Source organism: Caballeronia sp. 11_S32 (genome assembly GCF_056930355.1).
The window spans coordinates 926,605-952,394 of sequence record NZ_JBXOWH010000004.1; the positions used below are offsets into that span (position 1 = coordinate 926,605).

Annotated in this window: 20 protein-coding genes; 9 read left to right on the forward strand and 11 right to left on the reverse strand. The window is 65.1% G+C overall.

Features of this window, described 5'->3' with window-relative positions:
- Window positions 1–58: 58 nt before the first annotated feature.
- The 9 genes from AC1Z32_RS30375 to AC1Z32_RS30415 form a co-directional block, all read right to left on the reverse strand.
- Complete coding sequence (locus tag AC1Z32_RS30375; RefSeq protein WP_483482533.1) at window positions 59–1,372, reverse strand: sigma-54 interaction domain-containing protein; 1,314 nt, start codon at window positions 1,370–1,372, stop codon at window positions 59–61.
- Window positions 1,369–4,428 carry a peptidase domain-containing ABC transporter gene (locus AC1Z32_RS30380; protein ID WP_483482534.1) on the reverse strand — a complete coding sequence of 1,020 codons (3,060 nt, stop codon included), beginning with the start codon at window positions 4,426–4,428 and terminating at the stop codon, window positions 1,369–1,371. Before AC1Z32_RS30380 ends, AC1Z32_RS30375 begins: the two co-directional genes overlap by 4 nt.
- Window positions 4,429–4,450: 22 nt before the next feature.
- Entirely contained in the window at window positions 4,451–5,203 is a 753-nt protein-coding gene (locus AC1Z32_RS30385) for a peptidylprolyl isomerase (RefSeq protein ID WP_483482535.1), read from the reverse strand.
- Window positions 5,204–5,276: 73 nt separating this feature from the next.
- Complete coding sequence (locus tag AC1Z32_RS30390; RefSeq protein WP_483482536.1) at window positions 5,277–6,650, reverse strand: beta-barrel domain-containing protein; 1,374 nt, start codon at window positions 6,648–6,650, stop codon at window positions 5,277–5,279.
- Window positions 6,628–9,156, reverse strand: coding sequence for an FHA domain-containing protein (locus AC1Z32_RS30395; protein WP_483483348.1), 2,529 nt, complete (start codon window positions 9,154–9,156; stop codon window positions 6,628–6,630). Before AC1Z32_RS30395 ends, AC1Z32_RS30390 begins: the two co-directional genes overlap by 23 nt.
- 230 nt (window positions 9,157–9,386) lie before the next feature.
- A complete protein-coding gene (locus tag AC1Z32_RS30400) occupies window positions 9,387–10,835 on the reverse strand; it encodes an efflux transporter outer membrane subunit (RefSeq protein ID WP_483482537.1) in 1,449 nt (482 codons plus the stop codon).
- Between the two features lie 316 nt (window positions 10,836–11,151).
- Window positions 11,152–11,451, reverse strand: coding sequence for a hypothetical protein (locus tag AC1Z32_RS30405; RefSeq protein ID WP_483482538.1), 300 nt, complete (start codon window positions 11,449–11,451; stop codon window positions 11,152–11,154).
- Between the two features lie 339 nt (window positions 11,452–11,790).
- On the reverse strand, window positions 11,791–12,192 hold the full coding sequence (locus AC1Z32_RS30410) for a DUF4399 domain-containing protein (protein ID WP_374729460.1): 402 nt from the start codon (window positions 12,190–12,192) through the stop codon (window positions 11,791–11,793).
- Between the two features lie 111 nt (window positions 12,193–12,303).
- Complete coding sequence (locus AC1Z32_RS30415; protein WP_483482539.1) at window positions 12,304–12,741, reverse strand: DUF4399 domain-containing protein; 438 nt, start codon at window positions 12,739–12,741, stop codon at window positions 12,304–12,306.
- 340 nt (window positions 12,742–13,081) lie between these two features.
- On the opposite strand from AC1Z32_RS30415, the gene AC1Z32_RS30420 reads away from it, so the two are divergent.
- Entirely contained in the window at window positions 13,082–15,037 is a 1,956-nt protein-coding gene (locus AC1Z32_RS30420) for an SUMF1/EgtB/PvdO family nonheme iron enzyme (protein WP_483482540.1), read from the forward strand.
- A gap of 6 nt (window positions 15,038–15,043) precedes the next feature.
- On the opposite strand, the gene AC1Z32_RS30425 is transcribed toward AC1Z32_RS30420, so the two are convergent.
- A complete protein-coding gene (locus tag AC1Z32_RS30425) occupies window positions 15,044–16,915 on the reverse strand; it encodes a DUF3857 domain-containing transglutaminase family protein (protein ID WP_483482541.1) in 1,872 nt (623 codons plus the stop codon).
- A gap of 207 nt (window positions 16,916–17,122) precedes the next feature.
- Here AC1Z32_RS30425 and AC1Z32_RS30430 point away from each other — a divergent pair, with 207 nt between their 5' ends.
- The 8 genes from AC1Z32_RS30430 (at window position 17,123) to acuI (ending at window position 23,978) form a co-directional block, all read left to right on the forward strand.
- Complete coding sequence (locus tag AC1Z32_RS30430; protein ID WP_483482542.1) at window positions 17,123–18,277, forward strand: HPP family protein; 1,155 nt, start codon at window positions 17,123–17,125, stop codon at window positions 18,275–18,277.
- A 34-nt stretch (window positions 18,278–18,311) separates the two neighbouring features.
- Complete coding sequence (locus AC1Z32_RS30435; RefSeq protein ID WP_483482543.1) at window positions 18,312–18,722, forward strand: MarR family winged helix-turn-helix transcriptional regulator; 411 nt, start codon at window positions 18,312–18,314, stop codon at window positions 18,720–18,722.
- 18 nt (window positions 18,723–18,740) lie between these two features.
- Window positions 18,741–20,522 (forward strand): chloride channel protein, encoded by a 1,782-nt coding sequence (locus tag AC1Z32_RS30440; RefSeq protein ID WP_483482544.1) that lies wholly within the window; start codon window positions 18,741–18,743, stop codon window positions 20,520–20,522.
- A 155-nt stretch (window positions 20,523–20,677) separates the two neighbouring features.
- On the forward strand, window positions 20,678–21,595 hold the full coding sequence (locus tag AC1Z32_RS30445) for an aldo/keto reductase (protein ID WP_483482545.1): 918 nt from the start codon (window positions 20,678–20,680) through the stop codon (window positions 21,593–21,595).
- A gap of 11 nt (window positions 21,596–21,606) precedes the next feature.
- Window positions 21,607–22,029 (forward strand): DUF1810 domain-containing protein, encoded by a 423-nt coding sequence (locus tag AC1Z32_RS30450; protein ID WP_483482546.1) that lies wholly within the window; start codon window positions 21,607–21,609, stop codon window positions 22,027–22,029.
- A gap of 55 nt (window positions 22,030–22,084) precedes the next feature.
- A complete protein-coding gene (locus AC1Z32_RS30455) occupies window positions 22,085–22,300 on the forward strand; it encodes a hypervirulence associated TUDOR domain-containing protein (protein WP_483482547.1) in 216 nt (71 codons plus the stop codon).
- Window positions 22,301–22,455: 155 nt separating this feature from the next.
- A complete protein-coding gene (locus AC1Z32_RS30460) occupies window positions 22,456–22,893 on the forward strand; it encodes a PRC-barrel domain containing protein (RefSeq protein WP_483482548.1) in 438 nt (145 codons plus the stop codon).
- 92 nt (window positions 22,894–22,985) lie between these two features.
- Entirely contained in the window at window positions 22,986–23,978 is a 993-nt protein-coding gene (gene acuI, locus AC1Z32_RS30465) for an acrylyl-CoA reductase (NADPH) (protein WP_483482549.1), read from the forward strand.
- A 9-nt stretch (window positions 23,979–23,987) separates the two neighbouring features.
- Here the strand turns inward: acuI and AC1Z32_RS30470 are convergent, their stop codons facing one another.
- The gene (locus AC1Z32_RS30470; protein ID WP_483482550.1) at window positions 23,988–25,646 is read right to left on the reverse strand and encodes a methyl-accepting chemotaxis protein; all 1,659 of its coding nucleotides are present in this window, start codon (window positions 25,644–25,646) and stop codon (window positions 23,988–23,990) included.
- Window positions 25,647–25,790: the final 144 nt, after the last annotated feature.

Genomic DNA, 25,790 nt, shown 5'->3' on the forward strand with positions numbered 1-25,790 from the left:
TGTATGTACATTTTGGCTCAATTCCACAGATGCAGTCAAGAGACTGCGGGCAGACGCATCACCCCCCCTCCTCCCGATTCTTCTGCGCCGCCGCCCGAAACTCCTTCGAATGCAGGCCGTGCTTCTTGAGCAGCATCTGCAGATGCGACCGGTTCATCTCATACCGTCGCGCGAGTTCGGCAACCGTGCCGCCGGTTTCCTGCAGCCCGCGCTCGAGAAACGCGCGCTCGGCCTCATCGCTTGCAACGCGCTTCGCTTCGGCCAGCGAACTCGCCGTCGCGATACCATTGCCGCTCGCCGCAGGGCCGCCCATCGCCAGCGAAAGCGATGACTTCGGCCGGATATCGATCGGCAAATGATCGATGTCCGCCATGTCGCCCGCAAGACACGCGAGCCGATACACCACGTTCCTCAACTCGCGGATATTCCCCGGATAATCGTAGTTGCGCAGAAAATCGCGCAGCCTCGGCGACAGCTTCACCGGCCGGCGCTTCAACGTCGCCGCGGCTTCATCGCCGAAATAGGCGAGCAGCAAGGGAATCTCGTCGCGCCGCTCGCGCAACGACGGCAGCGTCAGATGAATCACGCTCAGCCGATAAAACAGATCCTCGCGAAAACGCCCTTCATCGCAGAACTTCCGCAAGTTGCGATTCGTCGCCGCGACGATGCGCGTGTCCACCGCGATCGGCTCATCCGAACCCACGCGCTGAATCTCGTGCGCTTCGAGCACCCGCAGCAACTTCACCTGCCCCGACAAAGGCAGCTCGCCGATTTCATCGAGAAAGATCGTGCCCGTATGCGCGCTCTCGAATTTGCCCTTGCGATCGTTGGTCGCGCCCGTAAACGCGCCCTTGCGATGCCCGAATAGTTCCGACTCCAGCAGATTCTCCGGAATCGCGCCGCAGTTCACGGAGATATACGGCTTGTCCGCGCGCGAACCGTTCGCGTGAATGACCTTCGCCATCAGCTCCTTGCCGGTGCCGCTTTCGCCGTCGATCAACACGGGCAAATCAGTCGGCGCGGCTTTTTCCGCGATTTCCAGCGCTTCCAGCAACTTCGGGTTATCGCCGAACGTGCCTTCGAACACGAAGCTGCGTTCGATCAGCGCCTGACGCCGCGCACCCGGCGACATGTCGCGCTTGGGTTCCGCGGCCGCCGCCTGCACGAAGCGCTCCTTGTGCGACATCTGCATGACTTCGTCGCGCAAGGTGCTCGCCTGCCGCAGGAGCTTTTCGATTTCGGGCCGTTCGAGACGCGAGGTCCATCTGAGCGTCGAGCGCAGAATCTCGATCTTCTCGATGAGCCCCGCATAGGAAATCGCCGATGACGCGGGCGTGCTGCTGTCGCTTTCAGGTTGGTCGAGTATCTTCATGCTGCGCTCAGTTGCTTTTGCACGAGTTGGTAGTACATGCCCTTTCTCGCGACGAGCTCGTCGTGCTTGCCCTGCTCGACGATACCGCCTTCGTACAGCACGAGAATCTTGTCGGCGCGCATGATCGTCGAAAGCCTGTGCGCGATGATCACCGCGGTGCGCCCCTTCAATATCTCCTGCATGTTGCCGAGGATATTGCTTTCCGATTGCGTATCGAGCGCGGACGTGGCTTCATCGAACACGAGCAGACGCGGATCGTGATACAGCGCCCGCGCGATGCAAAGCCGCTGAATCTGCCCGCCCGACAGCCCGACGCCGCGCTCGCCGACAACCTGCTCGTAACCGAGCGGCATCTTCGCGATGAACCCGTGCGCATCGGCCATCTTCGCCACTTCCTCGATGCGCCTTCTGTCGGGCGCTTCATCGCCGCTCGCGATGTTCTCCGCGATCGTCCCCGAAAACAGCAGGTTGCTCTGCATCACATAGCCGATCTGCGCGCGAAAGAAACCTTTATCGACGACATTGATATCGTAGCCATCGACGGTCATCCGGCCTTCGCTCGGTGCATAAAAACCTACGAGCAGTTTCGCGAGCGTCGTCTTGCCCGAACCGCTGCGCCCGACGATCGCAATCAGCTCGCCCGGCTTGATATCGAAGCTGATGTTTTCCAGCACATAAGGCGCGTCGCCTTCGCCATAGCGGAAGTACACGCCATTGAAGCTGATGTCGCCCTGCAGGTCGGGCAGCATCACGCGCTGCTGCATCTCTTCGGGCTTCTGCTCCGGCTCTATATCCAGCACATCGCCCAGGCGCTCCATCGCGACGCCCGCATCGTTCAAGAGGCTCCACAAGTTGATGAGGCCCATCAACGGCGCGAGCACGCTGCCCATGTACGCGTTGAACGCGATCAGTTGCCCGATGGTGAGTTCGCGCGCAAGCACGAGGTTCGCGCCGACCCACAGCACGCCGATGGTCGTCGCCGCATTCAGCAACTGGCTGCACAGCCCCACGACGATATTGAAGCGCTGCGACTTGTACTGCACTTCCAGCGACTTCGCGTACTTCTTCTCCCACTTCATGCGCACCGCGCGCTCGATGCCCATGCCCTTCACCGTCTCCACGCCGCCGAGCGCTTCCATCAGATAGGAACGCGCATCGGTGCCCGCGGAGAAGGTCTCGCGCGCGTTCTGCTTGATGCGCGGTGTCGCGACGATCGTGAGCACCATCATCGGGATCACGAACGCGATGAGCAACAACGTGAGCTTCACGTTGTAGAGAAACATGATCGTGAAGTAGATGAAGAGCATCAGCAGGTTCAGGACGGTCGAGACCGTGGATTCCGTAAGGAACGCGCGGATCGTGTGATTCTCCTGAAAGCGCGCGAACACGTCGCCGGTCTTGCGCTTCGCGAAGAAGCCGAACGGCAGCGAGAACGTGTGCCTGAAGAACTGCGACATCATCGCGAAGTCCATGTTGCGGACCATGAAGTTCGCGAGGTAGGCGCGTATCGTCGTCATCAACTGCGTGAAGAGGCTCGCAATCACCAGCCCGGCGATCAGCACATGCAGCAAATTGACGTTCTGATGCACGATCACGCCGTCGAGTATGTTCTGGATGATGAGCGGCGGTATCACGCCCAGCACCTGAATGACGAAGGTCGCGAGAAAGAGATGCAGCAGGATCTTCTTGTACGGCTTCAGATAGCCTACGAAGCGCAGCCACGGCGAGCGCGACACGGCTTTCTGCGTCAAGTCCTGCCCCGGCGTGAAGAGCAGGCACGTGCCGCTCCAGCCGCGCTCGAACTCGCCGACGGTCATCTTCCTGAAGCCGATGGCCGGGTCCGCGACCCACACGTTCTCGCTCGAAACGCCGTAGATGATGATGTAGTGGTACCCCTCCCAGTGCGCGATGAACGGCATCTCGAAGCCGCGCAGCGATTCGAACGTGCACTGCACGCCGCGCGTCGTGAAGCCGAGCGACTCGCCCGCGCGCGCGAGCGAATCGAGCGTCGCGCCCGACGTCGTCACGTTGGCGAGCTCGCGCAGCTTGCCGAGCGTCATGTTGATGCCGTAGTGGCGGCAGATCATTGCGAGACAGGCGGCGCCGCAATCCATCTCCTCCGCCTGCTCGACCCACGCGAAACGCTTGATGACGCGCTCGCCGAGTTCGGGCTTCGTGTGCAGATCGAGCATCGCCGGCAGCTTGCGGCGCTCGGCGAGCTTCTTCTGGCGCTGCAATTCGCGCTCGGTGAAGCGGATGCGCTCCTCCAGCACTTCGCGCAGCTTCACGTTGCGCTCGATGATGAAGTGCACCGTCTTCTCGGGGATCACGAGCAGGCGCGTATCGGCGCTCGCGATGGCCGAAGCCATCTGCTCCTGACGCATCACGCAGGCTTTCTCGCCGAAGATTTCGCCTGGGCCGAGCGTCGCGAGCACATGATGTTCGCCGCCCTCTTCGCGCACGATACGCACTTCGCCTTGCCGCACGACATAAAGACGCCGGTCGTCGCGCGAGTCCTGCTTGAGAATTTCCTTGCCTTCACCGACGCGCTTCACGCCGACGCTGCGCACGCATTCCTCGAGCTCCGCCTTGTTCAGCTTGCCGCGCAGATCGAAGAGCTTCGCGACGAAACCGCCCGCCGAATTGATCGCGACATAGCTCGTGACGAAGGCGAGCGCGGCGGGATTCTTCGCGATGACCGGTTCGATCGCGACACGCGGGATATACAGAAGCTCGGTCTTGCCGGAGGAACGCACCGACGACTCATGGCGGTAGTCGCGCAGCATCGCGATATCCGCGAAAGTCTCGCGCTCCTTCTTCACCCCCATGCTGATTTCCTTGCCGTGCTCCTCGGTGAAGATGCGCACGGACCCCGCCTTCACGATATAGAGCCCGTCGGCCGCATCGCCCGCATTACACACGGTCTCACCGAAACCGAAGCGGCGCGATTCGGCGTGCGCGGCCAGTTGCTCGATTTCCTCGCGCGTGAAAGGCGAAAGGATCTCGACCGACGAGAGAAAGTCGGCGGGCGAATCAAGGCTCGATGGAGCGTCCATGTTCTGTCGCGTGTCCGGTCGGTCAGCGTGCTTCGATGACGTGCTCCTGCGCGCGCGCCATCATCCATTCCTCGCGCAGCAGGCGGCGGATTTCCGCGGACACATCCTCGTCGAGCTTCGCGGGATATTTCGCCGTCACCGCGAAGATTTCATACGAGGTGCCATCCACCGATACGAACGGTCCGAGCAGATCGCCGACTTCCGCGTTGAACACCTTCGCCTCGACATCCGGCTTCATTTGCCCGCGCATCACGCGCCCTATCCTGCCGCCTTCGTCGCGCGTGTCGGCAAGCGAATGCTCGCGCGCCATCTCGGCGAAGCTGTCGGGATCGTCGTTGAGATACGAGATCATTTCCTTCGCGCTGCCTTCGGTATCGAGCAGGATGTGGCTCACTTCGATGCTGTCGAACTTCGGCGAATTGAGCTGGAAGTATTCCTCCACCTCGCGCTCCGTGCCCACCTTGTCGAGCATCTTTTCCTGATAGAGCGTGTCGGTGATATAGACCTCGAACTCGTCGAGGCTCACATGCAGCGCGTCGAGATAATTATTCATATCCGCCGCGCGATGCAGCCCGCGAATCCGGCGGAACTGGTCGGCGCGGTTCTGGATTTCATCGTCGCTCACCGCCACGGCGGATTTCTTCGCCGCGCGCACGGTCAGCTTGTCGCGCACGAGCTGCTCGATGAGACTGTCGAACTGACCGTTCAACTTCAACAACCTGATGAATTCGCCGACGTCGACCACTTCGTCGTCGATACGCACAATCGCCGTCATATCGTTCTCCGTTCGGTTCCTTGTTGAATTGCGCATCTTGTCCGCGTTACGGCTCTCCTGTAACCCTCCATCCTTACCCCGCGATATTGCGGAACGGATCGAGCCCGAGATCGATCAGGCGCCGCTCGCGCACCACGATTTCAGCCGTGGCCGTCATGCCGTAGCGCAACGGATACTTCGTGTCCGCGACCTGATAGAAATCGCGATCTAACGTCACGCGTCCTTCATAGACCGGCTGCTTGGTCGTGGGGCTCGGCTTTGTCGCGGGCGAGATGAACGCGAGCGTGCCGTCGATCACGCCGTAGCGCTGATAAGGAAACGCGTTGAACTTGAGCTTCACGCGCTGCCCTTCGCGCAGGAACGCGCGGTCGTGCTCGGCGATCTCGATCTTCAGCACCGGCTTCGCATTCGCCGGCGCGATGCCGCCGAGCGGCGTGTTCGCCTGAATCTTGTCGCCGGGCTGCGTCGATGTCACGTCCGTGATCACGCCCGATACCGGCGCGAGAATCAGCAGAAAGTTATCCTTGTCGATGTTCTCGAACTTGATGCGCGCGGCCGCATCCGCGACGAGGCGCGCCGTCTGCAGTTGCAGACGCAACTTGTCTTCCGTGCTCGCGACTTCACGCATCGCGGCTTCGTATTGCAGACGCAGGTTCGTCGCTTCCTGGCCGCTCGTTTCGAGCTGGCGTTTCGCCTGCGTGAAATCGTGGCTCAGGCGGAAGTCGAGTTCCGCGAGCCGCGATTGCTCGATGCGATACGCGCCGTCCGCTTCGAGATACGCATTGCGTTTCTGATCGACCTGAGCTTCCGCAATGCCGCCGCCGCCCGGCAGCGCGAGCAGGCGCTGAAAACGGTCCAGTTCGACTTTCGCGGCGTCGCGCGCGCGCCGCGCGTTTTCCAGCGTGCTGCGCGCTTCCTGCAACTGCGCCTTCTGGCCTTCCGCGAGCTTGCTCGTGCCTTCGGCCACGCGCTGCTGATGCTGATGCTCCTCCACATCCATCTGATCCTTGAGCGCGGCGATCTTGCGCTCCATCAGCAGCTTCTTCTCGGGAAACTGCTTCCATTCGCGTTCGGCGTCGTCGAGCTTCAATTGCGCTTCGAGCGCATTGGTGGCCGCCTCGATCGCGCCGCGCGCATTCAGGCGCGCGACGACATCGTCCTTGCGCACGGGCTGCCCCTCGGCGATATAGAGATCGGCCAGCTCGCCGTCGATCGGCGCGTAAAAGCGGCGCACTTCCGACTCGGGCGCGAGCGTGCCCTGCGCATTGACCATCACGTCCGCATGACCGACGAAGGACCACACGAGCGCCGACGCGACGAGCGCCACCATCGCGAAGACGAGTGCCTGCGTGAGCCGCGCCGGCTCGGCCGTGAGGATCGCGATGCCTTCGGCGCCGTGCTCTCCGAGCGCCTCCGACAGCGGCTTAAGGTGTGCGTCTCTCTTCACTGCTCGTGCCTCCGCCGATCAGACTCAGCTTGGTGTTGAGAAGTCCCGGTTCGAGCACCATGCGCAAGTCCTGCAGCGAGCGACGCTGCAAGTCCGCTTCGGTGTCGATCTCATTGGCGAGCGCGGCCCACTTCGCCGTCGCGCTGTCCGCCTTCACTTGCCTGAAGATTCGCATGCCGCGCGCCGCCGCATCCTGCGCGTCCGACAAAAGCCGCGCCTGCGTCCTGAACACATCCGATACGCCCGATTCGAGCCGCTGCGACCCGCCGATGCCGCCGTTGGTCCGATACTGCTGCCACAGCGTCTGCGCCTGCGTCATCAGCGTTTGGGCGCGGCCGATCGCCTTGTCCTTCAGCGATGCGACCTCGGGCCCGACCGCCTTCGCGTAGAACGTGTCGGCATCGAGATCGAGCATTTCGTAGAAGGAGAGCAGCGCGTCTTCGTAGCCCTTCGTGCCGCGCGCCTTCTGAAGATCGGCGAATTGCGCGGCCACGGCCTTCTTGTGCGCGAGTTCCTTTTGCACCGTCGGCGACCACGAGCCTTGCGGCAGCTTTTGCAGGCCGTCGATCGCCTGCGCGCTCTGGCCGCGGTTCCACGCGTCGGCGACGCTCGCGTATTGCGCGAGCACATCGGGCGGCGGCAACTGGCCCGTGCCCATCTGCCTGAACTTTTCCTGAAACGGCGGCGTCGAGAATTTCGCCTTGCTCACCGATCCCGCGAGCGGCGCGAGGCTCCCGCTCGTGAGACTGCGGCGCAGGCCGGCATAGGCATCGAGATCGGCGCGCACGCGATCGAGGCCCGCGAGGCGCGGATATTTGTCCGCGTATTCCTTGAGCGTCACGTTGATGGAATCGAGATCGTCCTGGCCGAGACTTTTGACGATGCTCGCATTGAGCCTGTCGATGGCCGCGAGATACACGGAATCGTCGCTCTGGAGCTTGCGCAAGTGGCTGAGCGCGAGCGCATACGGATCGCGGAACTCGGGCACGTAACCCGCGATGCGGTCCAGATCGCGCTGATGCCCTGACGCGTCCGCTTCCCAGTGCTTAAGGATCGCATCGATGCGCGGCTCGTCGCCGTACATGCGGATCGGCGCATCGGAGCCGCCGCGCCCCATCACGAAGCTTTCGAGCTTGCCGATCCATTCGAGCTCGTCGACGAGCGAATGCACATCGGCGTTGTGCTCGCCGAGCGTCCTCATCTGCGCGATGATCGCGTCCGCGTTCGCGAAGTCGCCCTTCTTCAACGCGGCGAGCCAGCGCGGCACGTTCGACTTGAGCACGGCTTCCGTGTTCATCGACGCGAACTGCGTGTCTTTCGGATGCGTCTTCAGATAATCGTTCGTGACGCTCGCCGCTTCCGCGAATGCGCCGTCCGCCATCAGCGCTTTCGCCTGACGCTCCGACGAGCCGCTAAAGAAGAGCGCCGCACCGCCCGCGACGAGCACGGCCAGCACGCATGCGACGATGAGGCGCGTGCGTCGCGCGGCGTGCGGATCGTCGCTAGCGAGCACCCGGCGCAATTCGGACACGAAGAGCGCGAACTTGCCGCGCTTGGCGGCGCGCGCATCCTGACGCTTCTCCTCGGCGGGCAAAGGCTGCGCTTCCTCGTTGACTTCGTCCTCGCGCGCGGCGGCCTGATCGACGCAAAAGATGTCCAGAAACGAATGCGCCGAGCCGACGAAGGTGGTCTTGTCGCTGTCGAACTCTTCGTCGCGGGCCGTCTGCGCTTTGGCTTGCGCAACCATCTCGGTGAGCGTCGACTCGCCTTCGTCGCCGTGCAGATGCACCTTGTACGCGAAGTGCGTGCCGCCGAATGCGACCGTGTCGCCATTCTTCAGCTCGACCGCGGACGCGCCGAGCCGCTCGCCGTTGACGAACGTGCCGTTGGTGCTGCCGAGATCCTCGACGAAAGGCGCGCCGCCCTTGATGAACACATGCGCGTGCCGCCGCGACACGTAATTGACCTGATGCGGATACTGCTCGCGATAACGCGAGAACGTTTCGTCGGTCTTGCTGACGAGAAACGGAAACTGCGCGAGCTCGACCGGCTGCAGGCCGAGGTCGTCGCGCTGCGGCGTGAGCGTGATGCCGATGGACTTCGGCACGTTCAGACGCCGGGCGCGCGGCGCGAACTGCACGCGATACGACAGCCGGCTGCCGAATGAAATGATGTCGCCGTTTCTCACGCGCGCGGGCGTCTCGCGCACGGGCGTGCCGTTCACCGCGGTGCCGTTCTTGCTGCCGAGATCGGCGATATAGACGAGCCCATGCTCGATGAAGATGCGCGCATGACGGCGCGAAAGCTGCGCGACGGCTTCGGGCGGGCTCGTGTCGAACGGCGCTTCGGCGCGGCCGATGGCGAAGAGATTTTCGTCGATGCGGATATCCGTGAGCCGGTCGGCCAGTTCGCCGGCAAGCTCGGCATGCGGCGCGGGCTTCAGGATGACGTCGAACGCCTCGCCCACGCCCGGCTGTTGTTCCGCAACGGAAAAGCCTTGAGCCATGTCCATGTCACGAGGTACGTCCAGCCGCTGCCGCCGACGCGCCAGAGGAATGCCCGGCAAGCTCGGGCGCATGGACAGGTTGGACCGCGCCGTGATTCACGTCATTCATGACCGGCGGCTGTTGAGAGTTTAAGTCACGCATCGTCGTAGTCAATCGCGCCATAAGTCATCGATTTTGAACGATCGTTAGTCATTCACATCATTGAAGCCGATGCAATTCATGGAGTGCTTCACTTCAGCCCGTCCTTGCTCGCGCTCTGCACGTCGACGGTCGGCCAGCCGCCGCCGAGCGCCTTATAGAGCGTCACCGTATCCGACAGAATCTGCTGATGGTTCGCGAGCAGCGCGAGTTGCGCGGCGAGCAGCGTGCGCTCGGTCTCGAACACCTGAAGCTGCGAGATCACGCCTTCCTTCAGTTGCGCATTGATCTGCGCGGCCACGATGGTCAACTGATCCACTTCCTGCTGCAACTCGACGCGCTGCTTCGTGTGCGAATCGAGATTGACGAGCGCGTTCTCCACTTCCTCGAAAGCGTTCATGACGGTGCTGCGATATTGCTGTTCCGCGACCGTCGTTTGCGCTTCGGTCGTCTTAACGTGCGCACGCACGGACGGATCGAGAATCGGGATATTGATGCTCGGCACGAAGCTCAGCGTGAACATCTTCAGCAGATCGGTGAGCTGAAAGCTCGCGGTGCCCGCGCGTCCGGTCAGGTTGATGGTCGGGAGTTGCGCGAGCTTCGCCTGGCCGACGAGATCGTAAGCTTCGAGCACGCGATACTCCGCCGCGATCAGATCGGGACGGCGCGACAGCAATTGCGACGGCAATCCGCTCGGCACCGCCGGAATCTGCACGCGCTTTTGCAGCTTGCCGTCGGGCACCTTGAATTCGCCCGCGGGCACGCCGATCAGCGTCGAGAGCGCGTTGTTGGCGAGATCGCGCGAGCGGCGCAGTTCCAGCAATTCACGCGTCAGGCGATTGAGCTCGGCGCGCTGCGTGAGCACCTGCGTCTTCGGCACGAGACCGTTCTTCTGCATGCCCTCGAAGATCGTCAGGATCTGCTGGTTCGTCGCGATGGTCTGGCTCTGCTGCGCGATCTGATCGTCGAACTGGAGAATCTGGAAGTACGTCGTCGAGACGAGCGCGACGAGCTCGAGATAACCCGCGCGCCAGTCGGCCTCGGTCGCGCGGAACTCGGCCTTCTGCGCCTGCACGCCCTTCTCCACCGTGCCCCAGATGTCGATGTCCCAGCTGACCTGCGTCGCCAGGTTGTACTGCTTCGAGAACGGCTGACCCGTCGTCTTCTCGAAGCTCGCGCCCGCGCCGAGATCCATCGACGGCAACGCGCCCGCGCGCGCCTCGGCGATCTGCGCGCCCGCCACGTGGGTGCGCGCGGCCAGCACCTTGATGTCGAAGTTGCCGCTGATGGCTTTATCGACGAGCGAGTCGAGGTATGGATCGTTGAACTGCTTCCACCAGTCGGGCTGAATGGTGTCGGCAGCGGCGACCTTGGGGGCGTCGATCTTGGTGAAGGCGGTTTTCTCGGGCGTGTCGGGGCGCTGGTAGGTCGGCACCTTCAGGTCGATGCAGCCGGAAAGCAGCGTGGCCGCAATGAGCGAGGGCAGCACGGCCCATTTTCGCCCGATGGTCACGCGCAACGATGGCAACGAGGCTTGCACGATCTCACTCCCGGTGAACGCGCACCGACGGTCTGGTTTCGATGGTGAGAAGCGCGGCGCCAGCCGTTCGGTTCATCAAGTAAATCACACGGCGCGCCGGGACTCCATACGGGTTAAATCACGTGGCGCGCGCGTGCTCTGTGGCACGTCGCGCGTCTCGTGACGCGGTCCGGCGGCGGATGCGACCCGCGCGCGAACCACTGCGCCCGATGCTGCGGGCGGTGTTACAGCAGAGCTCCCCGTGCCCCGCTTTTGCTGCTGACTGCTTCGATGCTTACTGCATCGACATCCGGTTCATTCCTCGCGGTATGTCGCTTTACGCGAGATCGCCCGCCACGCCGAAGTTGACGTTGGCGATATTCTTCGCGTTCTGCGTCGGCGTAACCGTCGATTGCGATTTGAGCGCTTCAGCGAACGCGATGTTGCTGCCGTTCTGGTTGAACGTGTTCTGCGTCTGATTGATGATCTGCTGCGGGTTGAACGGCATCGAAAGCGTGGTCCCCTCGAAGGAGATGAAGCCGGGGAACAGGACCGCGGAGCCGCCGCGAACCGCCGACATCGCGCGGCGATCGAGTTCTTCGGTGACGGGAAGGTCCTTGATGATCAACGTCTTCATTTCTGCTCTCCTTGCTTGCGCATCGCGCATCCGGTGGTGGCTTCGAACAGCTTGTCTGCTTGCCACCATTAAATGCATAGGGTGTGCCAGTTGCGTCAGGCACCTGCCGCTTCGCGCTGAATCCCTTTTGCGGCAAGGCTTTCATCGATTCCTGCCGCGTGCGCCCGCCGTTGCGCGTGATGCTGCTCGCCCAACACACCGCCTTTTAACTGTCGGTCCATCGACGACACCTCGTTGCGGCGCAGGGACGAACGTTTCCCTCCGCGAACCAAGCGCGGAATCGAACTCGATGAATGAAACGGGAAAAGGCGCCGCTCGACCCGCAGGCAGCGCCCTAACTTACTTGACGTAGATCGTGATCTTCCTGGAATACACCGGCGGGTTATGCGGTATGTGCTTGTCGTCGCCCATCAGAAGCTGAATGGTGTGCTTGCCCGGCGGAAGCTCGAGCATCGTTTCGGTTTCGCCGGCGCCGTAGTGCAGGTGATTGCGGTCCGATGGAATCTCCTGATCCATCGGCGGCAGGTCCACGTCGATCAGCAAATGATGATGCCCCGTGTTCGGAAACTTCACGCCGCGCGGCGCCACGCCCATGTAGCGCAGCCCGAACCAGACCTTGAACGGCTTGCCCGCGGGCAAGGTCTGACCATCGTTCGGATAACCGATGTACGCATAGGCGTTGGCGGGCGCGGGCGTCGGCCCGGCGAGCGCGGAAGGCGCGGCGAACGCCGTCGCCAGCATGGCGGCGACGAGGAGCGAGCGCGGGAGCGCGAGCGCGTCAGCGGATCGATTCTTCATGTCGTATGCCCTCGGCAAATGCGCGGATGTCGGCCGCGAGGCTCATATCGCCGCTCATTTCACGGTGATGGTGATCTTCTTCGAATAGACCGGCGGATCGTGCGGAACGTGGTTGTAGTCGCCCATCAGCAACTGCAGCGTGTGCTTGCCCGGCGGCAGTTCGAGACGCGCATCGGTTTCGCCCGCGCCGTAGTGCAGATGGTTGCGATCGGACGGGATCTCCTGATCGAGCGGCGGCAGGTCCGCGTCGACGATGAGATGGTGATGCCCCACGTTCGGCAGATCGACGCCCTTCGGACAGACGCCCATGTTGCGCAAGCCCATGCGCACCCACAGCTTGCCGCCGGAGATCACGGCGCCGTCGGGCGGCCAGATGATGTACGCCTCGGCGTTCGGCGGCGCGGGCGTGCGCGCACGCGCGGCGGAGAACGACGAATCGGCGGCCAGTGCGGCCAGGGAAGCCAACGCGCCAAGCACGGTTCTTCTCAGCATGTTATGCACGCCTCTCTCGTTGAAAGGCCTCGCGGATGGGCCGGGAAATCGCTTCATGCACGCGCGAACGCTCGTGCTCGAAGCGTGATGCAACGCTGTGTGATGCATCGTCTTCGGCTTTTAGATTAGGACGTAACGTTTAAAAAAGATACGTACGCACGCGGGTGCTTCGCACCCCATGACCGATACCTTCTTTCGGGGGATTAAGCGCTGCGTGAGCGCGTGCTATCGTTGTTGGTGCTGGACACAGAGGGCGTGGACCTCGCCCCGAAGCCTCGGCATACAGGCGCGCATGCGGCGCCATGCCCTCCACTCAAAGCCGGACGGACAGGGTGTGAATATGTGGCGAACTCTTCTCATCGCGGGCGTGTTCCTGATGGTCGGCGAGGCGCTCGCGCCCGGTTGCGCGGCAGCCGTGACATCGCCGCCTTCTTCTTCCATCACAGTCAACCCGCAAGCGAACGCACACGCACAGCAGCGCTTCGCGCTCGTGATCGGCAATGCCGATTATGCCGACGAACCGCTCGCCAGCGCCTCGCGCGACGCCGATGACATGAGCGCCGCGCTCGCCTCGCTCGGCTTTCACGTTACGCGCCGCGCGAATCTCGATGCCGCCGCGCTGCGGCAGGCGCTCGATGCATTCGCCGCGCGTCTCGGCCCGCACGATACGAGCCTCGTCTATTTCGCCGGTCACGGCGTGCAGGCGGGCAGCGATGCGCTGCTCGTGCCGCTCGGCGCACGCGCGCGTCAGCCCGCGACACTCGTGCGCGACACCCTCTCCGCGAAGGATATCGTCGAGCGCCTGACGCGCGCGCGGCCCGATGCGGCGAACATCGTCGTGCTGGACATGTGTCTGACGGCTCCCTTCGGGAAAACGCACGCGCAAAACTGGGCGCTGCCGCCGCGCACGCTCGTCGCCTATGCGGCGGCGCCGGGCGATGCAGCCGTCGAAAGCGGGCGCAACGGGCGCTACACGGCGGCGCTGCTGCATGCGCTGGATGCGTTGGGCCAGCGCTCGCCGATGACACCGGCGACATTCGAAGCCGCCGCCTCCGATGTCGCGCGTCGATCGCAAGGCGCGCAGCGGCCGTGGATCGCATCGACGCTGGACGCGGACTTCGCCATCGCCGATACGTCGGCGCATGTGCACGTCGCGGACGCGAATCGTATTGATCGCGATCAATTCTCCGATACGACGCGCACGCGCGGCATACTCCCGAAAGACAGCAGCGAGCAGTACGAACTGACGTTCTGGGATTCGATCAAGGACAGCACCTACGCGAGCGATTACGAGGCGTATCTGAAGGCTTATCCGAACGGCCGGTTCGCGGCGCTCGCCAAAGCGCGCATCGAGCGCCTGCGCGCCTCGGGTGCTGCGAATGCGAAGCCCGCCGCATCCGCACCATCGGCGCCGCCCGCGGCAACGGCCACGCCCGCGGCCCCGGCGCCGAAGCCCGCGCCGTCCACCGCCGCCGCGCCGGAAAAAGCGCGCCCGGCGACACCGGCCGCCACCGCGCCCGCCGCTCCCGCTGCTGCTGCCGCGACCGCGAAGCCCGCCGCGAAGACAGCCGCCGGCGGCGAAATCAAGGACTGCCCGTCGTGCCCCGTGCTGATCCCGATCTCGCCCGGCAGTTTCACGATGGGCAGCAACAGCGACGATCCGGCGGAGAAGCCGCCGCATCGCGTATCGATCGGGCATGCGTTCGCCATCGGCAAATACGAAGTGACGGTCGAGCAATGGAACGCCTGCGCCGATGCGGGCGCGTGCACCCGCATTTCGATGGACGGCGAAGCGGCGCCCCAGGGCAACGCGCCAATGCGCAACGTGAGCTGGGACGACGCGCAGGTGTACGTCAAATGGCTGAGCAAGGTCGGCGGGAAGGCGTATCGCCTGCCGACGGAAGCCGAATGGGAATACGCCGGGCGCGGCGGCACGCAGTCGACCTACTGGTGGGGCGATCAGATGAAAAAAGGCACCGCCGACTGCAAGGATTGCGGCGATCCGTACAAGCCCGAAGCGCCGACGCCCGTTGGATCGTTCGCGGCGAATCCCTACGGCCTCTACGACATGAACGGCAGCGTGTGGGAATGGGTCGCCGACTGCTGGCACAGCTCATACAAGAACGCGCCAGCCGATGGCCGCGCCTGGGACGACCCCTCCTGCTCCGTGCGCGTGATTCGCGGCGGCTCGTGGCGCGAGGGCGCGGCCTACATGCAATCCGCGACGCGCTTCAAGTACAGCTCGAGCGTGAGGCAGTCGCAGAACGGCTTTCGCGTCGCGCGGGATCTGGAGTGAAGACCTTCATCGGCCTGCGGCTCTGACGATGATCTGCGCCTGCGTATCGCGCTCGATCCTCCTGAGCGCGGGCGCCGCCGCCCGGAAATCCTCCGGCGAGCAGACCTGCCTGCCGAAGCGCGCTTCGAGCGTGCGCGAGATCTGAATCACATTGGTCGACGGATCGAAGAGGTAGCGCGAGCGGTAGCGGAAGAAATCGCTCGTGAAATCCACATCGTCGGGCACTTCGGAGACGCGCATCGCCTTCGGCAGCGTGATCTGCGCGACCTCGTCGAAGCTGCCGCCGATGCACAGATACGGCTGCGTGCGCGTGCGCTCGGCGAGCCAGTTGCGCGCCGTCGTCGCGATGCCGCCCGACAGGCTCGTCAGCGCGGGCAGCGCGGTCGTGCCCGTTGGCCAGACGATATCGTCGAGCGTGCCGCGCAGGGTCGTCGCGAACGGGCCCCCGCTTGCATCGACATTGCTCGTCGTCAGCGCGCCCGCGCCGCGCAGGTTCGTGAAGCGCAGCCGGTCCGCCGCGATCTGGTCGCGCCGCTGCGCGTTCGCGAGCCGCAGGTTCATGCGCTCGATCTCGGCGCTCCATCCCGCATCCTCCACCCAGTAGGCGAAGCTCGCCTCGCCTTGCGGCGCGACCTCGATCTGCAGGCGCGCCGTGCGCGCGAGCGCCTGCGTCGCGGGCGTGCGGGCAAGCGCGCCGGTGTTCACGAGCAGCGCGGGCCGGTCCATGTCCGCGAGCGGCAGAAACCCGAACTCGACGCTCGATGCCGTGCTGTCCGCATACACGTTCAGATCCGGCAGCCACGTGACGATGTGATTGATCGCGCCCGAGCCGTAACCCGGCACGGACGGCAGCGTATAGACCGCGCCCAGCCCGATCAGCGCGGGCTCGTTGCGGATGCCCACGGCATCGAGCAGCGCGCCGAAAAGCGCGACGTGATCCTTGCAATCGCCGTAACGGTTCGCGAGCACCTCCGTCACGCGATGCGGCACGGCGGGGCTCTGGCCGATGAACATCGCGACATAGCGGATATTGCGGCGCACCCAGTCGTAGAGCGTCTTTGCTTTCGCGCGGTCGTCGGCGTCGTTTTGCGTGAGCGACAGCGCGAGCGCGCGAATGGCGGGATCGGTGGCGGACGGATCGGCGGCGGCGTCGCGATAACTCTTCGCGAAGCTCGCGTAGTCGGGAAAGGTCGTGACGACGAGCCGGTCGCCGTACTGCGCATAGCCGACCGAGCCGCTTTCGATGCGCGCGATGTGCTCACGCCGGTACACGAACGCATAGCGCGTGCGGCCGTTCTCCGTGACGGGCGGCTCGGCGGCATAGCCGCGCGCATCGGCGTAAAGCGGCTTGCCGGCGGGCAGATCGAAGACGAGCCGCTGATGCAGCACGGGCCGCTGCCCCGGATCGACGTAATAGTTGAATTGCCCGGGAATCACCGCCGCCGCCTGGCTCTTGCGAAAGCGCAGATGCACCGTCGAGCCGACGCCCACAGCCGGAAAGATCACCGCGCGCAGCTTCGCGTCCTGAAACGTCGGCGCGCCCGCCGAGCGCGGCTCCTGGATGTCGCGCATCTGATCGGGCGAGACGTCGTGGCGCACGCCGTTCGCATCGACAGAATAAGCCTCGACGATCTCCACGTTCGACACGCTCTTGTCGTACCAGACGTAGCGCTGCGCGATCTCGTCGATGCCCGCCGACGTGTTCGCGCGCAGCACCGTGGTGTCGTCCTCGGTGAGCGAGCCGTCGTCGGCGACGACGAACGCGTGAACGTCGCTGACGATGGTCGAAGGGTCGTCGTTCGTGGCCGCAACGGCGCACGACCACGCGCACACGCCGGCGATGACGCACGCCACGAGAGGAATGAAGCGACGAGCCATGTCGAAGTGTCCGCGCCGCGCGAAGGAAAGTTCATCGTACAGGAGGACGCCACGGCTGAGCACGCCCGTTCAGCCGCGGCAAATCGAAACGCGCGACAATTTGTATCATACTGCGATATAATTTTACGATTGACGCACGCTTGCTCTCGCGCGACCGCCCGGCCAGCCAGTGTGTACCTCCACTGACTCTCCCGGAACGCTGAAAAAGTGTCGCGTATCGCATTGCTTCGCTGGCTGCATGGCTTCCTCCCCGCTCCCGTCACCCTGCGCTGGACCGAGCGTTTGCGCGCGGGTCTCGGCGCGCTCATCGGCATCGCGCTTACGGGCGGGCTTGCGCATCTGCTGATCGGCGATGCATCGGCGATGCCGTATCTCATCGCGCCGATGGGCGCTTCCGCCGTGCTGCTCTTCGCCGTCCCCGCCAGTCCGCTCGCGCAGCCGTGGTCGATCATCGGCGGCAACATCGTCTCGGCGACGGTCGGCGTGACCTGCGCGATGCTCGTGCACGATCCTGTCGATGCCGCCGCGCTCGCCGCCTGTCTCGCGATCTGCGCGATGTTCGCGCTGCGCTGCGTGCATCCGCCCTCGGGCGCGGTCGCGCTGACGGCCGTGCTGGGCGGCCCGTCGATCCACGCGCTCGGCTACGGCTTCGTGTTCGCGCCGGTGGCGATCCAGTCGATGGCGCTGCTTTCGTCGGCCATCGCGTTCCATGCCCTGACGGGGCACCGCTATCCGCACGGCCATGCCGCGCCGCAGCCGGCGACCGCGCCGCCCGATGCCTCATCGTTCACGCGCGCCGATCTCGAAGCGGTGCTCGCGCGCCGCAGCGAAATGCTCGACGTCGATCCGGACGATCTCGAAGCGCTGTTGCGCGAAACCCAGTTGCAGGCCTACGCGCGCCGCTTCACGGAGTTCACGTGCGCGGACATCATGTCGCGCGCGGTCGTCTCGGTGTCCCCGGACACGAGCGCGCAGGCGGCGCTCGCGCTCATCGACAAGCATCACGTGAAGGCGCTGCCGGTGATCGACGCGACGCGCCGCGTGTGCGGCATCGTCACGCGCGCGGACCTGGCGCCGGTGCGCCGTGGCGGCTTCGCCGAAGGCATGAGGCACGCGATCGAACGGCTCATGCGCGGCCCGTCGACGACCCCAGCGCGCGTCGCCTCGCTGATGACGACGGACGTCTGCACCGTGAAGTCGAGCACCGCGATCGCCGAACTGGTGCCGATGTTCGCGCACTTCGGGCACCACCATATTCCGGTGGTCGGCGCGCACGATCAGCTCGCCGGCATGATCACCGAAGCCGACCTGATTTCGGGCCTCTATCGACAGTCGTTCGCGGGCGAGCGCAAGAGCGCCTGATGCCGCCGATCCGCCCGACGCTTTCCGACATCCGATGAATACCCCGCGCAATCTCAACAAGCCGGACTTCGAGCAACTGTCCGAATTCCGCTATCAGATGCGGCGCTTCGAGCGCTTTTCCGAGCGCGCCGTGCAGGACGAAGGGATCACGCCGCTGCAATACCTGCTGCTGCTGCACATCAAGGGTTATCCGGGCCGCGACTGGGCGACGGTCGGCGAACTGGCCGAGCGGCTGCAATCGCATCATCACGGCGTCGTGGCGCTCGTCACGCGCTGCGAGGCGGCCGGGCTCGTGCGCCGCAAGCCGAGCGAGGAGGATCGCCGCCAGGTGCGCGTGCATCTCGAAGCGCGCGGCGAAGACGTGCTCGAACGCCTCGCCGCGCTGCATCGCGCGGAGCTCAAGTCGCTCGAAGGCGCGTTCCGCGTGCCGCAAATCGATCTCTGAAATTCCCGGGAGTACACCATGGACCATCACAAACGCGACTTTTCGGTCAACGACCGATTGCTGAAAATATGCGGGCTCGCCGCCATCATCGGCGCGATCGCCACGCTCGCGGCCGTCCTGCTCCTCGGGCTCATCCATCTCTTCACGAACCTGTTCTTCTTCGGCACGTTTTCCATCGAGGACCGCTCGCCCGCGCTCAATACCCTCGGGCCGTGGGTCATCGTGATTCCGGTGATCGGCGGATTGATCGTCGGCATGATGGCGCGCTTCGGCTCGGAGAAGATTCGCGGCCACGGCATTCCCGAGGCGATCGAGGCGATTCTCTTCGGCAAGAGCCGCATGTCGCCCAAGGTGGCGATTCTCAAGCCGCTGTCGTCGGGCATCGTGATCGGCAGCGGCGGGCCGTTCGGCGCGGAAGGCCCGATCATCATGACGGGCGGCGCGCTCGGCTCGCTTATCGCGCAGTGCATCGACGTGACGGCCGCCGAGCGCAAGACGCTGCTCGTCGCGGGCGCGGCGGCGGGCATGACCGCCGTGTTCGGCACGCCGGTCGCGGCGGTGCTGCTCGCGGTCGAGCTGCTGCTGTTCGAATGGCGCCCGCGCAGCTTTCTGCCGGTCGCGCTCGCGTGCGCGGTCGCGGGCTTCGCGCGCGCGGCGGTGTTCGGCACGGGCGCGCTGTTTCCGCTCGAAACGCAGCCGCCGCACATGATTTCGCTGCTGTCGTGCCTCGTCGCGGGCTTGCTGTCGGGCGCGCTGGCGTCGGGTTTGTCGGCGGCGCTCTACAAGCTGGAAGACGTGTTCCACAAGTTGCCGATCCACTGGATGTGGTGGCCGGCGATCGGCGCGGTGTTCGTCGGCATCGGCGGCTATTTCGAGCCGCGCGCGCTCGGCGTCGGCTATGACGTGATCGGCGATCTGCTGCATCAGCACATCGCGATTCAGGTGGCGCTGTCGATTCTCGCCGTGAAGGCGATCATCTGGGTCGTGGCGCTCGCGTCCGGCACCTCGGGCGGCGTGCTCGCGCCGCTCCTGATGCTCGGCGCGGGCCTCGGCACGGTGCTCGGCGCGGTGCTCCCCGGCCACGATGCGGCGCTCTGGCCGCTCGTCTGCATGGCCGCGACGCTCGGCGCGACGCTGGGCGCGCCGCTCACCGCGATCGTCTTCGCGTTCGGCCTCACGCACGACGCCAACGCCCTCCTGCCGCTGCTCGCCGCGACGCTCGTCGCGCACGGCTTCGCGACCGTCGTGATGAAGCGCTCGATCATGACGGAGAAGATCGCGCGGCGCGGGTATCACATCTATCGCGAATACGGTGTGGATCCGCTGGAGCGCCATCACGTCGATGAAGTCATGTCCCGCGACGTGCTGACGATCGACGCCGCCATGCCGCTCTCCGACGTGCTCGCGAAGCACTTCGGGCCGCAGCAGGTGCATCGCGCGTATCCGGTGGTGCGCGACGGCGTGCTCGTCGGCATGCTCGACCGGGCGTCGCTCGGGACGCTGATCGGCGGTTCGTCGGTGCAGGAAGCGGGCGTGGGCATCGGCGATGCTCTGCAGCGGCAGGCGCACGGCGCGCCGGCGTTCGCGCTGCCGGGCGAGCCGTGCCGCCTCGCCGCGACGCGCCTCGCCGTGCATGAACTGGAGCGCTTGCCGGTGGTCGCGGACAAGCAGTCGTTGCGGCTCGTCGGCATCGTGTCGAGAAGCGATCTCGTGAAGCCCGCGCGCGCGCACTTCGACGAGGAGCATCGGCGGGAAAGGTTCAGAGGGTTTCGCAGGACGCCCGCGTTGAGGAAGCATTGAGGAGGCGCTGTGCGCGAGACGGCGAGGAACTTTGCGCCGTCTCGCGTTTCCGAGAGCATTAGGTTCGCGCCGCTCACTCTCCGGAAGGAGCAGGAAAAAATGCGCCGTTTCCGTGTCAGGCTCTCCACGCGCGGCCTTTGCCGCGCGCAACGCGTATGACCACGCGCCGCGCCGTTCTGCGCGCGGCCGCCGCCGCAACGCTCGCGGCGCAAACCGGCCGCGCGGCATTCGCCGCCGACGCGCCGCTCCAACCGATGCACAAACGCCCCATCCCGTCGACGAGCGAAGGCTTGCCCGTCATCGGCTGCGGCACCTGGCGCACCTTCGACGTCGGCGACGACGCCGCCCGCCGCCGCGAGCTCGCCGAGGTCCTGCGCGTGCTGTTCGCCGCGGGCGGCTCGGTGATCGATTCATCGCCGATGTACGGCTCGTCCGAAGCCGTCGCGGGCGCGCTGCTCGCCGAAGCGCACACACGCGGCAAAGCCTTCATCGCCACCATTGTCTGGACCGATGGCCGCGCCGCCGGCATCGCGCAGATGGAGCAGTCGATGCGCCTGTGGCAAACCGATCGCATCGACCTCATGCAGATCCACAACCTGCTCGACTGGCGCACGCATCTCGCGACGCTGCGCGACTGGAAAGCCGCCGGAAAAATCCGCTACATCGGCGTCACGCACTACACCTCGGGCGCGTTTGCGCAAGTGGAAGCGGTGCTGCGCGCCGAGCGCATCGACTTCGTGCAGATCAACTACGCCGCGAATGACCGCGATGCCGAAACGCGCCTTCTGCCGCTCGCCGCCGAGCGTGGCGTCGCGGTGATCGTGAATCAGCCGTTCGGCGGCGGCTCGCTGCTCTCGAGCCTGAAGAACCGCCCGCTGCCCGCATTCGCGCAGGAACTCGGCTGTACCTCGTGGGCACAGCTTCTGCTGAAGTTCGTGCTGGGCAACCCGGCCGTCACGTGCGTGATTCCCGGCACCGGACGGCGCGAATACATGATCGACAACGCCCACGCGGGCGTCGGCGTCTATCCCGATGCGGCCATGATGAAGCGCATCGCCGACGCGGTCGCATAAAGGAGTCCACCATGAGCGATCCATTCAACCTTCAGCGCTTCGTCGACGCCCAGGACAGCGTCATCGACGATGTGCGCGCCGAGCTCTCCGCCGGCCGCAAGCGCACGCACTGGATGTGGTTCGTCTTCCCGCAGATCGCCGGTCTCGGCCACAGCGCAATGGCGCAGCACTACGCGATTTCATCGCGCGACGAAGCAAAGGCGTATCTCGCGCATCCGGTGCTGGGCGCGCGGCTCGTCGAGCTGACGCGCATCGTCACTGGCGTGCAAGGGCGCGGCGTCGATCAGATCTTCGGCTATCCGGACGACATGAAATTTCATTCGTCGATGACGCTCTTCGCCCACACCGCCGATGAGCCCGAGGTCTTTCAGGAAGCGCTGCGCCGCTACTTCGGCGGCCAGGCCGACGACGCGACGCTCGCCCGCCTGCAATGACGGGCATAGCGGTTGCGCTTCCCGAAACATCGACGTTTCACGGGAGCCGGGCGCCATGAGCAAGTCCTTCAAGCTGCACGATCACGTCCGCTGGAACACGCCGCAGGGCGAAACGACGGGGCATATCGTGCGCGTCGTCACCGAACGCACGACGCTCGACGGTCATACCGTCGACGCATCGCGCGACGATCCGCGCTTCGAGGTCGAAAGCGACAAGAGCGGCAAGCGCGCCGTGCACAAGGCCGAAGCGCTCACGCGCGTATCGCGGTAAAGCGCGCCGCACGTTCGCACTATTGCAGTGCGCGCGCGGCATCCTTACACCGTTCCTGCAGAAACCACGATTAACGTTCAAACTTCTACCGCGCCGGAAGCTTGAATCGCGCATTCCATTGAACCGGTTTGCCAATCTTTTGAGGAATCGAACCAATGAAATCGAAACTCGTGGCACTGCTCGTTGCATCGTCGGCACTCGGCCTGACTTCCACGGCATCGTTCGCCCAGGTCGCGGGCGCGCAGCCGCTCGGTGTATCGGTCGAGGTGTCGACCGCCATCATCGACGGCTGGAGCGTCAAGAAATCCGTTCTCAACAAACCCGTCGTGAACGAACAAGGACAGCGCGTCGGCGTGATCAATGACATCATCGTCGCGCCCGATAAATCGGTTTCGTTCGCGATCATCGCGGCGAGCAAGTTCCTCGGCGTGGCGCGTCACGATGTCGCCATTCCGATCGAGCAGCTCGACGTGAAGGACGGCCAGTTCGTGCTCGCGGGCGCGACGAAGGACGCGATCAAGGCGCTGCCCGAATTCCAGTACAACAAGGTGAAGGCGACGCCCAAGCCGCGCGCGGAATTCGAGCATCATTGATGCATCGTTTCATATAAACCGGGGCGGCCACGTTCTCGTGCGCCGCCTCGTTTTCGTTCAAGCGCCGCTCAACCCTCAACCGGAGCCCGCCGATGTTCAACGCCCTCATGCTCGAAAAGCAGGACGACCGCACGGTCGCGTCCATCCAGTCGATCGACGAATCGAGCCTTGCTTCATCAGGTGACGGCGACGTGCTCGTGCGCGTCGAATTCTCGACGCTCAACTACAAGGACGGACTCGCGATCACGGGCAAAGGCCCGGTCGTGCGCAAGTGGCCAATGGTGCCGGGCATCGATTTCGCGGGCGTCGTCGAGACGAGCGCGCACCCGGACTATCAGCCCGGCGACAAAGTGGTGCTGAACGGCTGGGGCGCGGGCGAAACGCATTGGGGCGGGCTCGCGCAGAAGGCGCGTGTGCCGGGCGATCATCTGATTCCCCTGCCCGCGAAGATCACGACGCGCCAGGCGATGGCCGTCGGCACCGCGGGCTATACGGCCATGCTGTGCGCGCAGGCGCTGGAGAAGCACGGCGTGAGCGCGAAGGACGGCGACGTCCTCGTGACGGGCGCGAACGGCGGCGTCGGCAGCTTTGCCGTCGCGATCCTGGCGAAGCGCGGGTATCGCGTGATCGCGTCGACGGGGCGCCCGGAGGAAGCCCAACGGCTGCGCGAACTCGGCGCGGCGGATATCGTCGAGCGCGCGACCTTGTCCGAACCGGGCAAGCCGCTGCAGAAGGAGCGCTGGGCGGCGGCGGTCGATTGCGTCGGCAGCCATACGCTCGCGAACGTCTGCGCGAGCCTCTGCTACGGCGGCGCGGTGGCCGCCTGCGGCCTCGCGCAAGGCATGGATCTCCCGGCGACGGTCGCGCCGTTCATTCTGCGCGGCATCGCGCTGTTGGGCGTGGACAGCGTCTACGTGCCGCGCGCGCGGCGCATCGCGGCGTGGCAGGCAATCGCCGATGAAGTGCCGGTCGCGACCATCGAAAGCGTCGCGACGGCCATTGCGCTCGCCGATGCGCCCGAAGTCGCCGCGCGCCTGCTGCGCGGCGAGGTGAAGGGGCGCGTGATCGTCGACGTCAACGCCTGAGCCGGCGTCTCAGAAGGCGCTCCATCCGTCCGCGTTGACGGGATTGCGCGCCGCCACGGGCGCCGCGCGCGGCGCGGGCTTCGCAACCGGCGCATGCACGACCGCCGAGCCTTTCACCGTGAAGAACGCCACCGCTTCGTTGAGCCTGCGTCCCTGCTCCTCGAGCGATGTGGCGGCCGCCGCCGCTTCTTCGACGAGCGCGGCGTTCTGCTGCGTGACTTCATCCATCTGCGCGATGGCGTGGTTCACCTGCTCGATGCCGCGTCCCTGCTCCGCCGATGCCGCGGCGATCTCCTGCATGATGTCCGTCACGCGCGCGACGGCCTGCGTGACTTCGGCCATCGTCGTGCCCGCAACGCCAGCCAGCGCGGAGCCGTCGCGCACCCTTGTCGTGGAATCCGCGATCAGCTCCTTGATCTCCTTCGCCGCCGTCGACGAACGCTGCGCGAGGCTGCGCACTTCGCTCGCCACGACCGCGAAGCCGCGGCCCTGCTCGCCCGCGCGCGCGGCCTCGACCGCCGCATTGAGCGCGAGGATGTTCGTCTGAAACGCGATGCCCTCGATGATCCCGGTGATCTCCGCGATGTGGCCGGCACTGTCGCTGATGCCGGTCATCGTCTCGACCACGCGGCTGACGACATCGCTGCCCTTCTTCGCGATCGCCGACGCGTTCGACGCCAGCGTGCTCGCCTGCTGCGCGTTCTCGGCGTTCTGACGCACCGTCGACGTGAGTTCTTCCATGCTCGCCGCCGTCTGCTGCAGGGACGCGGCCTGTTCTTCGGTGCGCTGGCTCAGATCGGTGTTACCGGTCGCGAGCTCCTGCGCCGCGCCGCCGACCGCGCCGCTGCTCTCGCGCACGCGGCTCACGGTTTCGGTGAGGCGCGCGTTCATCGTCGCGAGCGCGCGCAGCAGATCGCCGGTTTCATCCTTCGTGTCCGCGACAATGCGGCTCGTCAGATCGCCGCGCGCCACCGTCCGCGCAATGCCGACCGCCTCGCCGATCGGCGTCGTGATCGAGCGCGTGACCATCACGCCCGCGATCACCGCGAAAAGCGCCGCCGCCGCGCACAGTGCGATCAACACGTTGCGCTGCGTCTGAAAGCTTTCCTGGTCGGCGCGCACGATTTCCTCTCGGCGTGCGGCGGTGTAGCTCGCGTAATCGTCGGTGGCCTTGACGAGTTGCGCGAGCAGCGGACGGCACTGGTCGTCGAGCGCCTGCACCGCCTCGTCGTGCCTGCCCGCGAGCGCAAGGCCGACGATGTTCGTCGCGACGGGCCCGTACAGCGCCTCCACGCGCCCCATCTCGGCGGCGAGGTTTTTCGCCTTTTCGCTCGTGTCGGTGGCGGTCGCGAGCATGTCGTCCAGTTGCTTGAGGCGCGAGCGGACGTCCTCGTGCGCGCGCGTGACTTCGGCCTTTTCCAGTTCGAGATCGGCGGGCTTCGTGACGAGCACCAGATTACGCGCCGCGATCGCGCGCCGGTCGACGGCCGTGCGGATCTGGCCGGCGACATCGGCCCGTGCGTTGATGCCGTTCACGTAACGAGCGAAGCCATCGGTCGCATCGGACAGCGCGCGCAACGACACGCCCGCCACCAGCACGACCAGCACGGCCAGAATGCCGAAACCTGCGATCAGCTTGTTTCTGATCGTGATGTTCTTGAAGTTCATGTTGTGGGTTCTCTCAGGGGACATATGGCGCCAGGACGTTTCGCACGCGCGAACGTTTGCCTTCGTGCGAGGCACGGCGCTCTTGTTACTGATTACGGCGAGCCCGATCGCGGTCTTAAGGGCAACAAGGGGCAAAAAGGGGCA

Excerpts from the sequence above, each read along its gene's own strand:
- AC1Z32_RS30375 (WP_483482533.1), bottom strand. The coding sequence starts at position 1,372 with ATGAAGATACTCGACCAACCTGAAAGCGACAGCAGCACGCCCGCGTCA.
- AC1Z32_RS30380 (WP_483482534.1), bottom strand. The coding sequence starts at position 4,428 with ATGGACGCTCCATCGAGCCTTGATTCGCCCGCCGACTTTCTCTCGTCG.
- AC1Z32_RS30385 (WP_483482535.1), bottom strand. The coding sequence starts at position 5,203 with ATGACGGCGATTGTGCGTATCGACGACGAAGTGGTCGACGTCGGCGAA.
- AC1Z32_RS30395 (WP_483483348.1), bottom strand. The coding sequence starts at position 9,156 with ATGGCTCAAGGCTTTTCCGTTGCGGAACAACAGCCGGGCGTGGGCGAG.
- AC1Z32_RS30405 (WP_483482538.1), bottom strand. The coding sequence starts at position 11,451 with ATGAAGACGTTGATCATCAAGGACCTTCCCGTCACCGAAGAACTCGAT.
- AC1Z32_RS30410 (WP_374729460.1), bottom strand. The coding sequence starts at position 12,192 with ATGCTGGCGACGGCGTTCGCCGCGCCTTCCGCGCTCGCCGGGCCGACG.
- AC1Z32_RS30415 (WP_483482539.1), bottom strand. The coding sequence starts at position 12,741 with ATGCTGAGAAGAACCGTGCTTGGCGCGTTGGCTTCCCTGGCCGCACTG.
- AC1Z32_RS30420 (WP_483482540.1), top strand. The coding sequence starts at position 13,082 with ATGTGGCGAACTCTTCTCATCGCGGGCGTGTTCCTGATGGTCGGCGAG.
- AC1Z32_RS30425 (WP_483482541.1), bottom strand. The coding sequence starts at position 16,915 with ATGGCTCGTCGCTTCATTCCTCTCGTGGCGTGCGTCATCGCCGGCGTG.
- AC1Z32_RS30435 (WP_483482543.1), top strand. The coding sequence starts at position 18,312 with ATGAATACCCCGCGCAATCTCAACAAGCCGGACTTCGAGCAACTGTCC.
- AC1Z32_RS30440 (WP_483482544.1), top strand. The coding sequence starts at position 18,741 with ATGGACCATCACAAACGCGACTTTTCGGTCAACGACCGATTGCTGAAA.
- AC1Z32_RS30445 (WP_483482545.1), top strand. The coding sequence starts at position 20,678 with ATGACCACGCGCCGCGCCGTTCTGCGCGCGGCCGCCGCCGCAACGCTC.
- AC1Z32_RS30450 (WP_483482546.1), top strand. The coding sequence starts at position 21,607 with ATGAGCGATCCATTCAACCTTCAGCGCTTCGTCGACGCCCAGGACAGC.
- AC1Z32_RS30455 (WP_483482547.1), top strand. The coding sequence starts at position 22,085 with ATGAGCAAGTCCTTCAAGCTGCACGATCACGTCCGCTGGAACACGCCG.
- AC1Z32_RS30460 (WP_483482548.1), top strand. The coding sequence starts at position 22,456 with ATGAAATCGAAACTCGTGGCACTGCTCGTTGCATCGTCGGCACTCGGC.
- acuI (WP_483482549.1), top strand. The coding sequence starts at position 22,986 with ATGTTCAACGCCCTCATGCTCGAAAAGCAGGACGACCGCACGGTCGCG.
- AC1Z32_RS30470 (WP_483482550.1), bottom strand. The coding sequence starts at position 25,646 with ATGAACTTCAAGAACATCACGATCAGAAACAAGCTGATCGCAGGTTTC.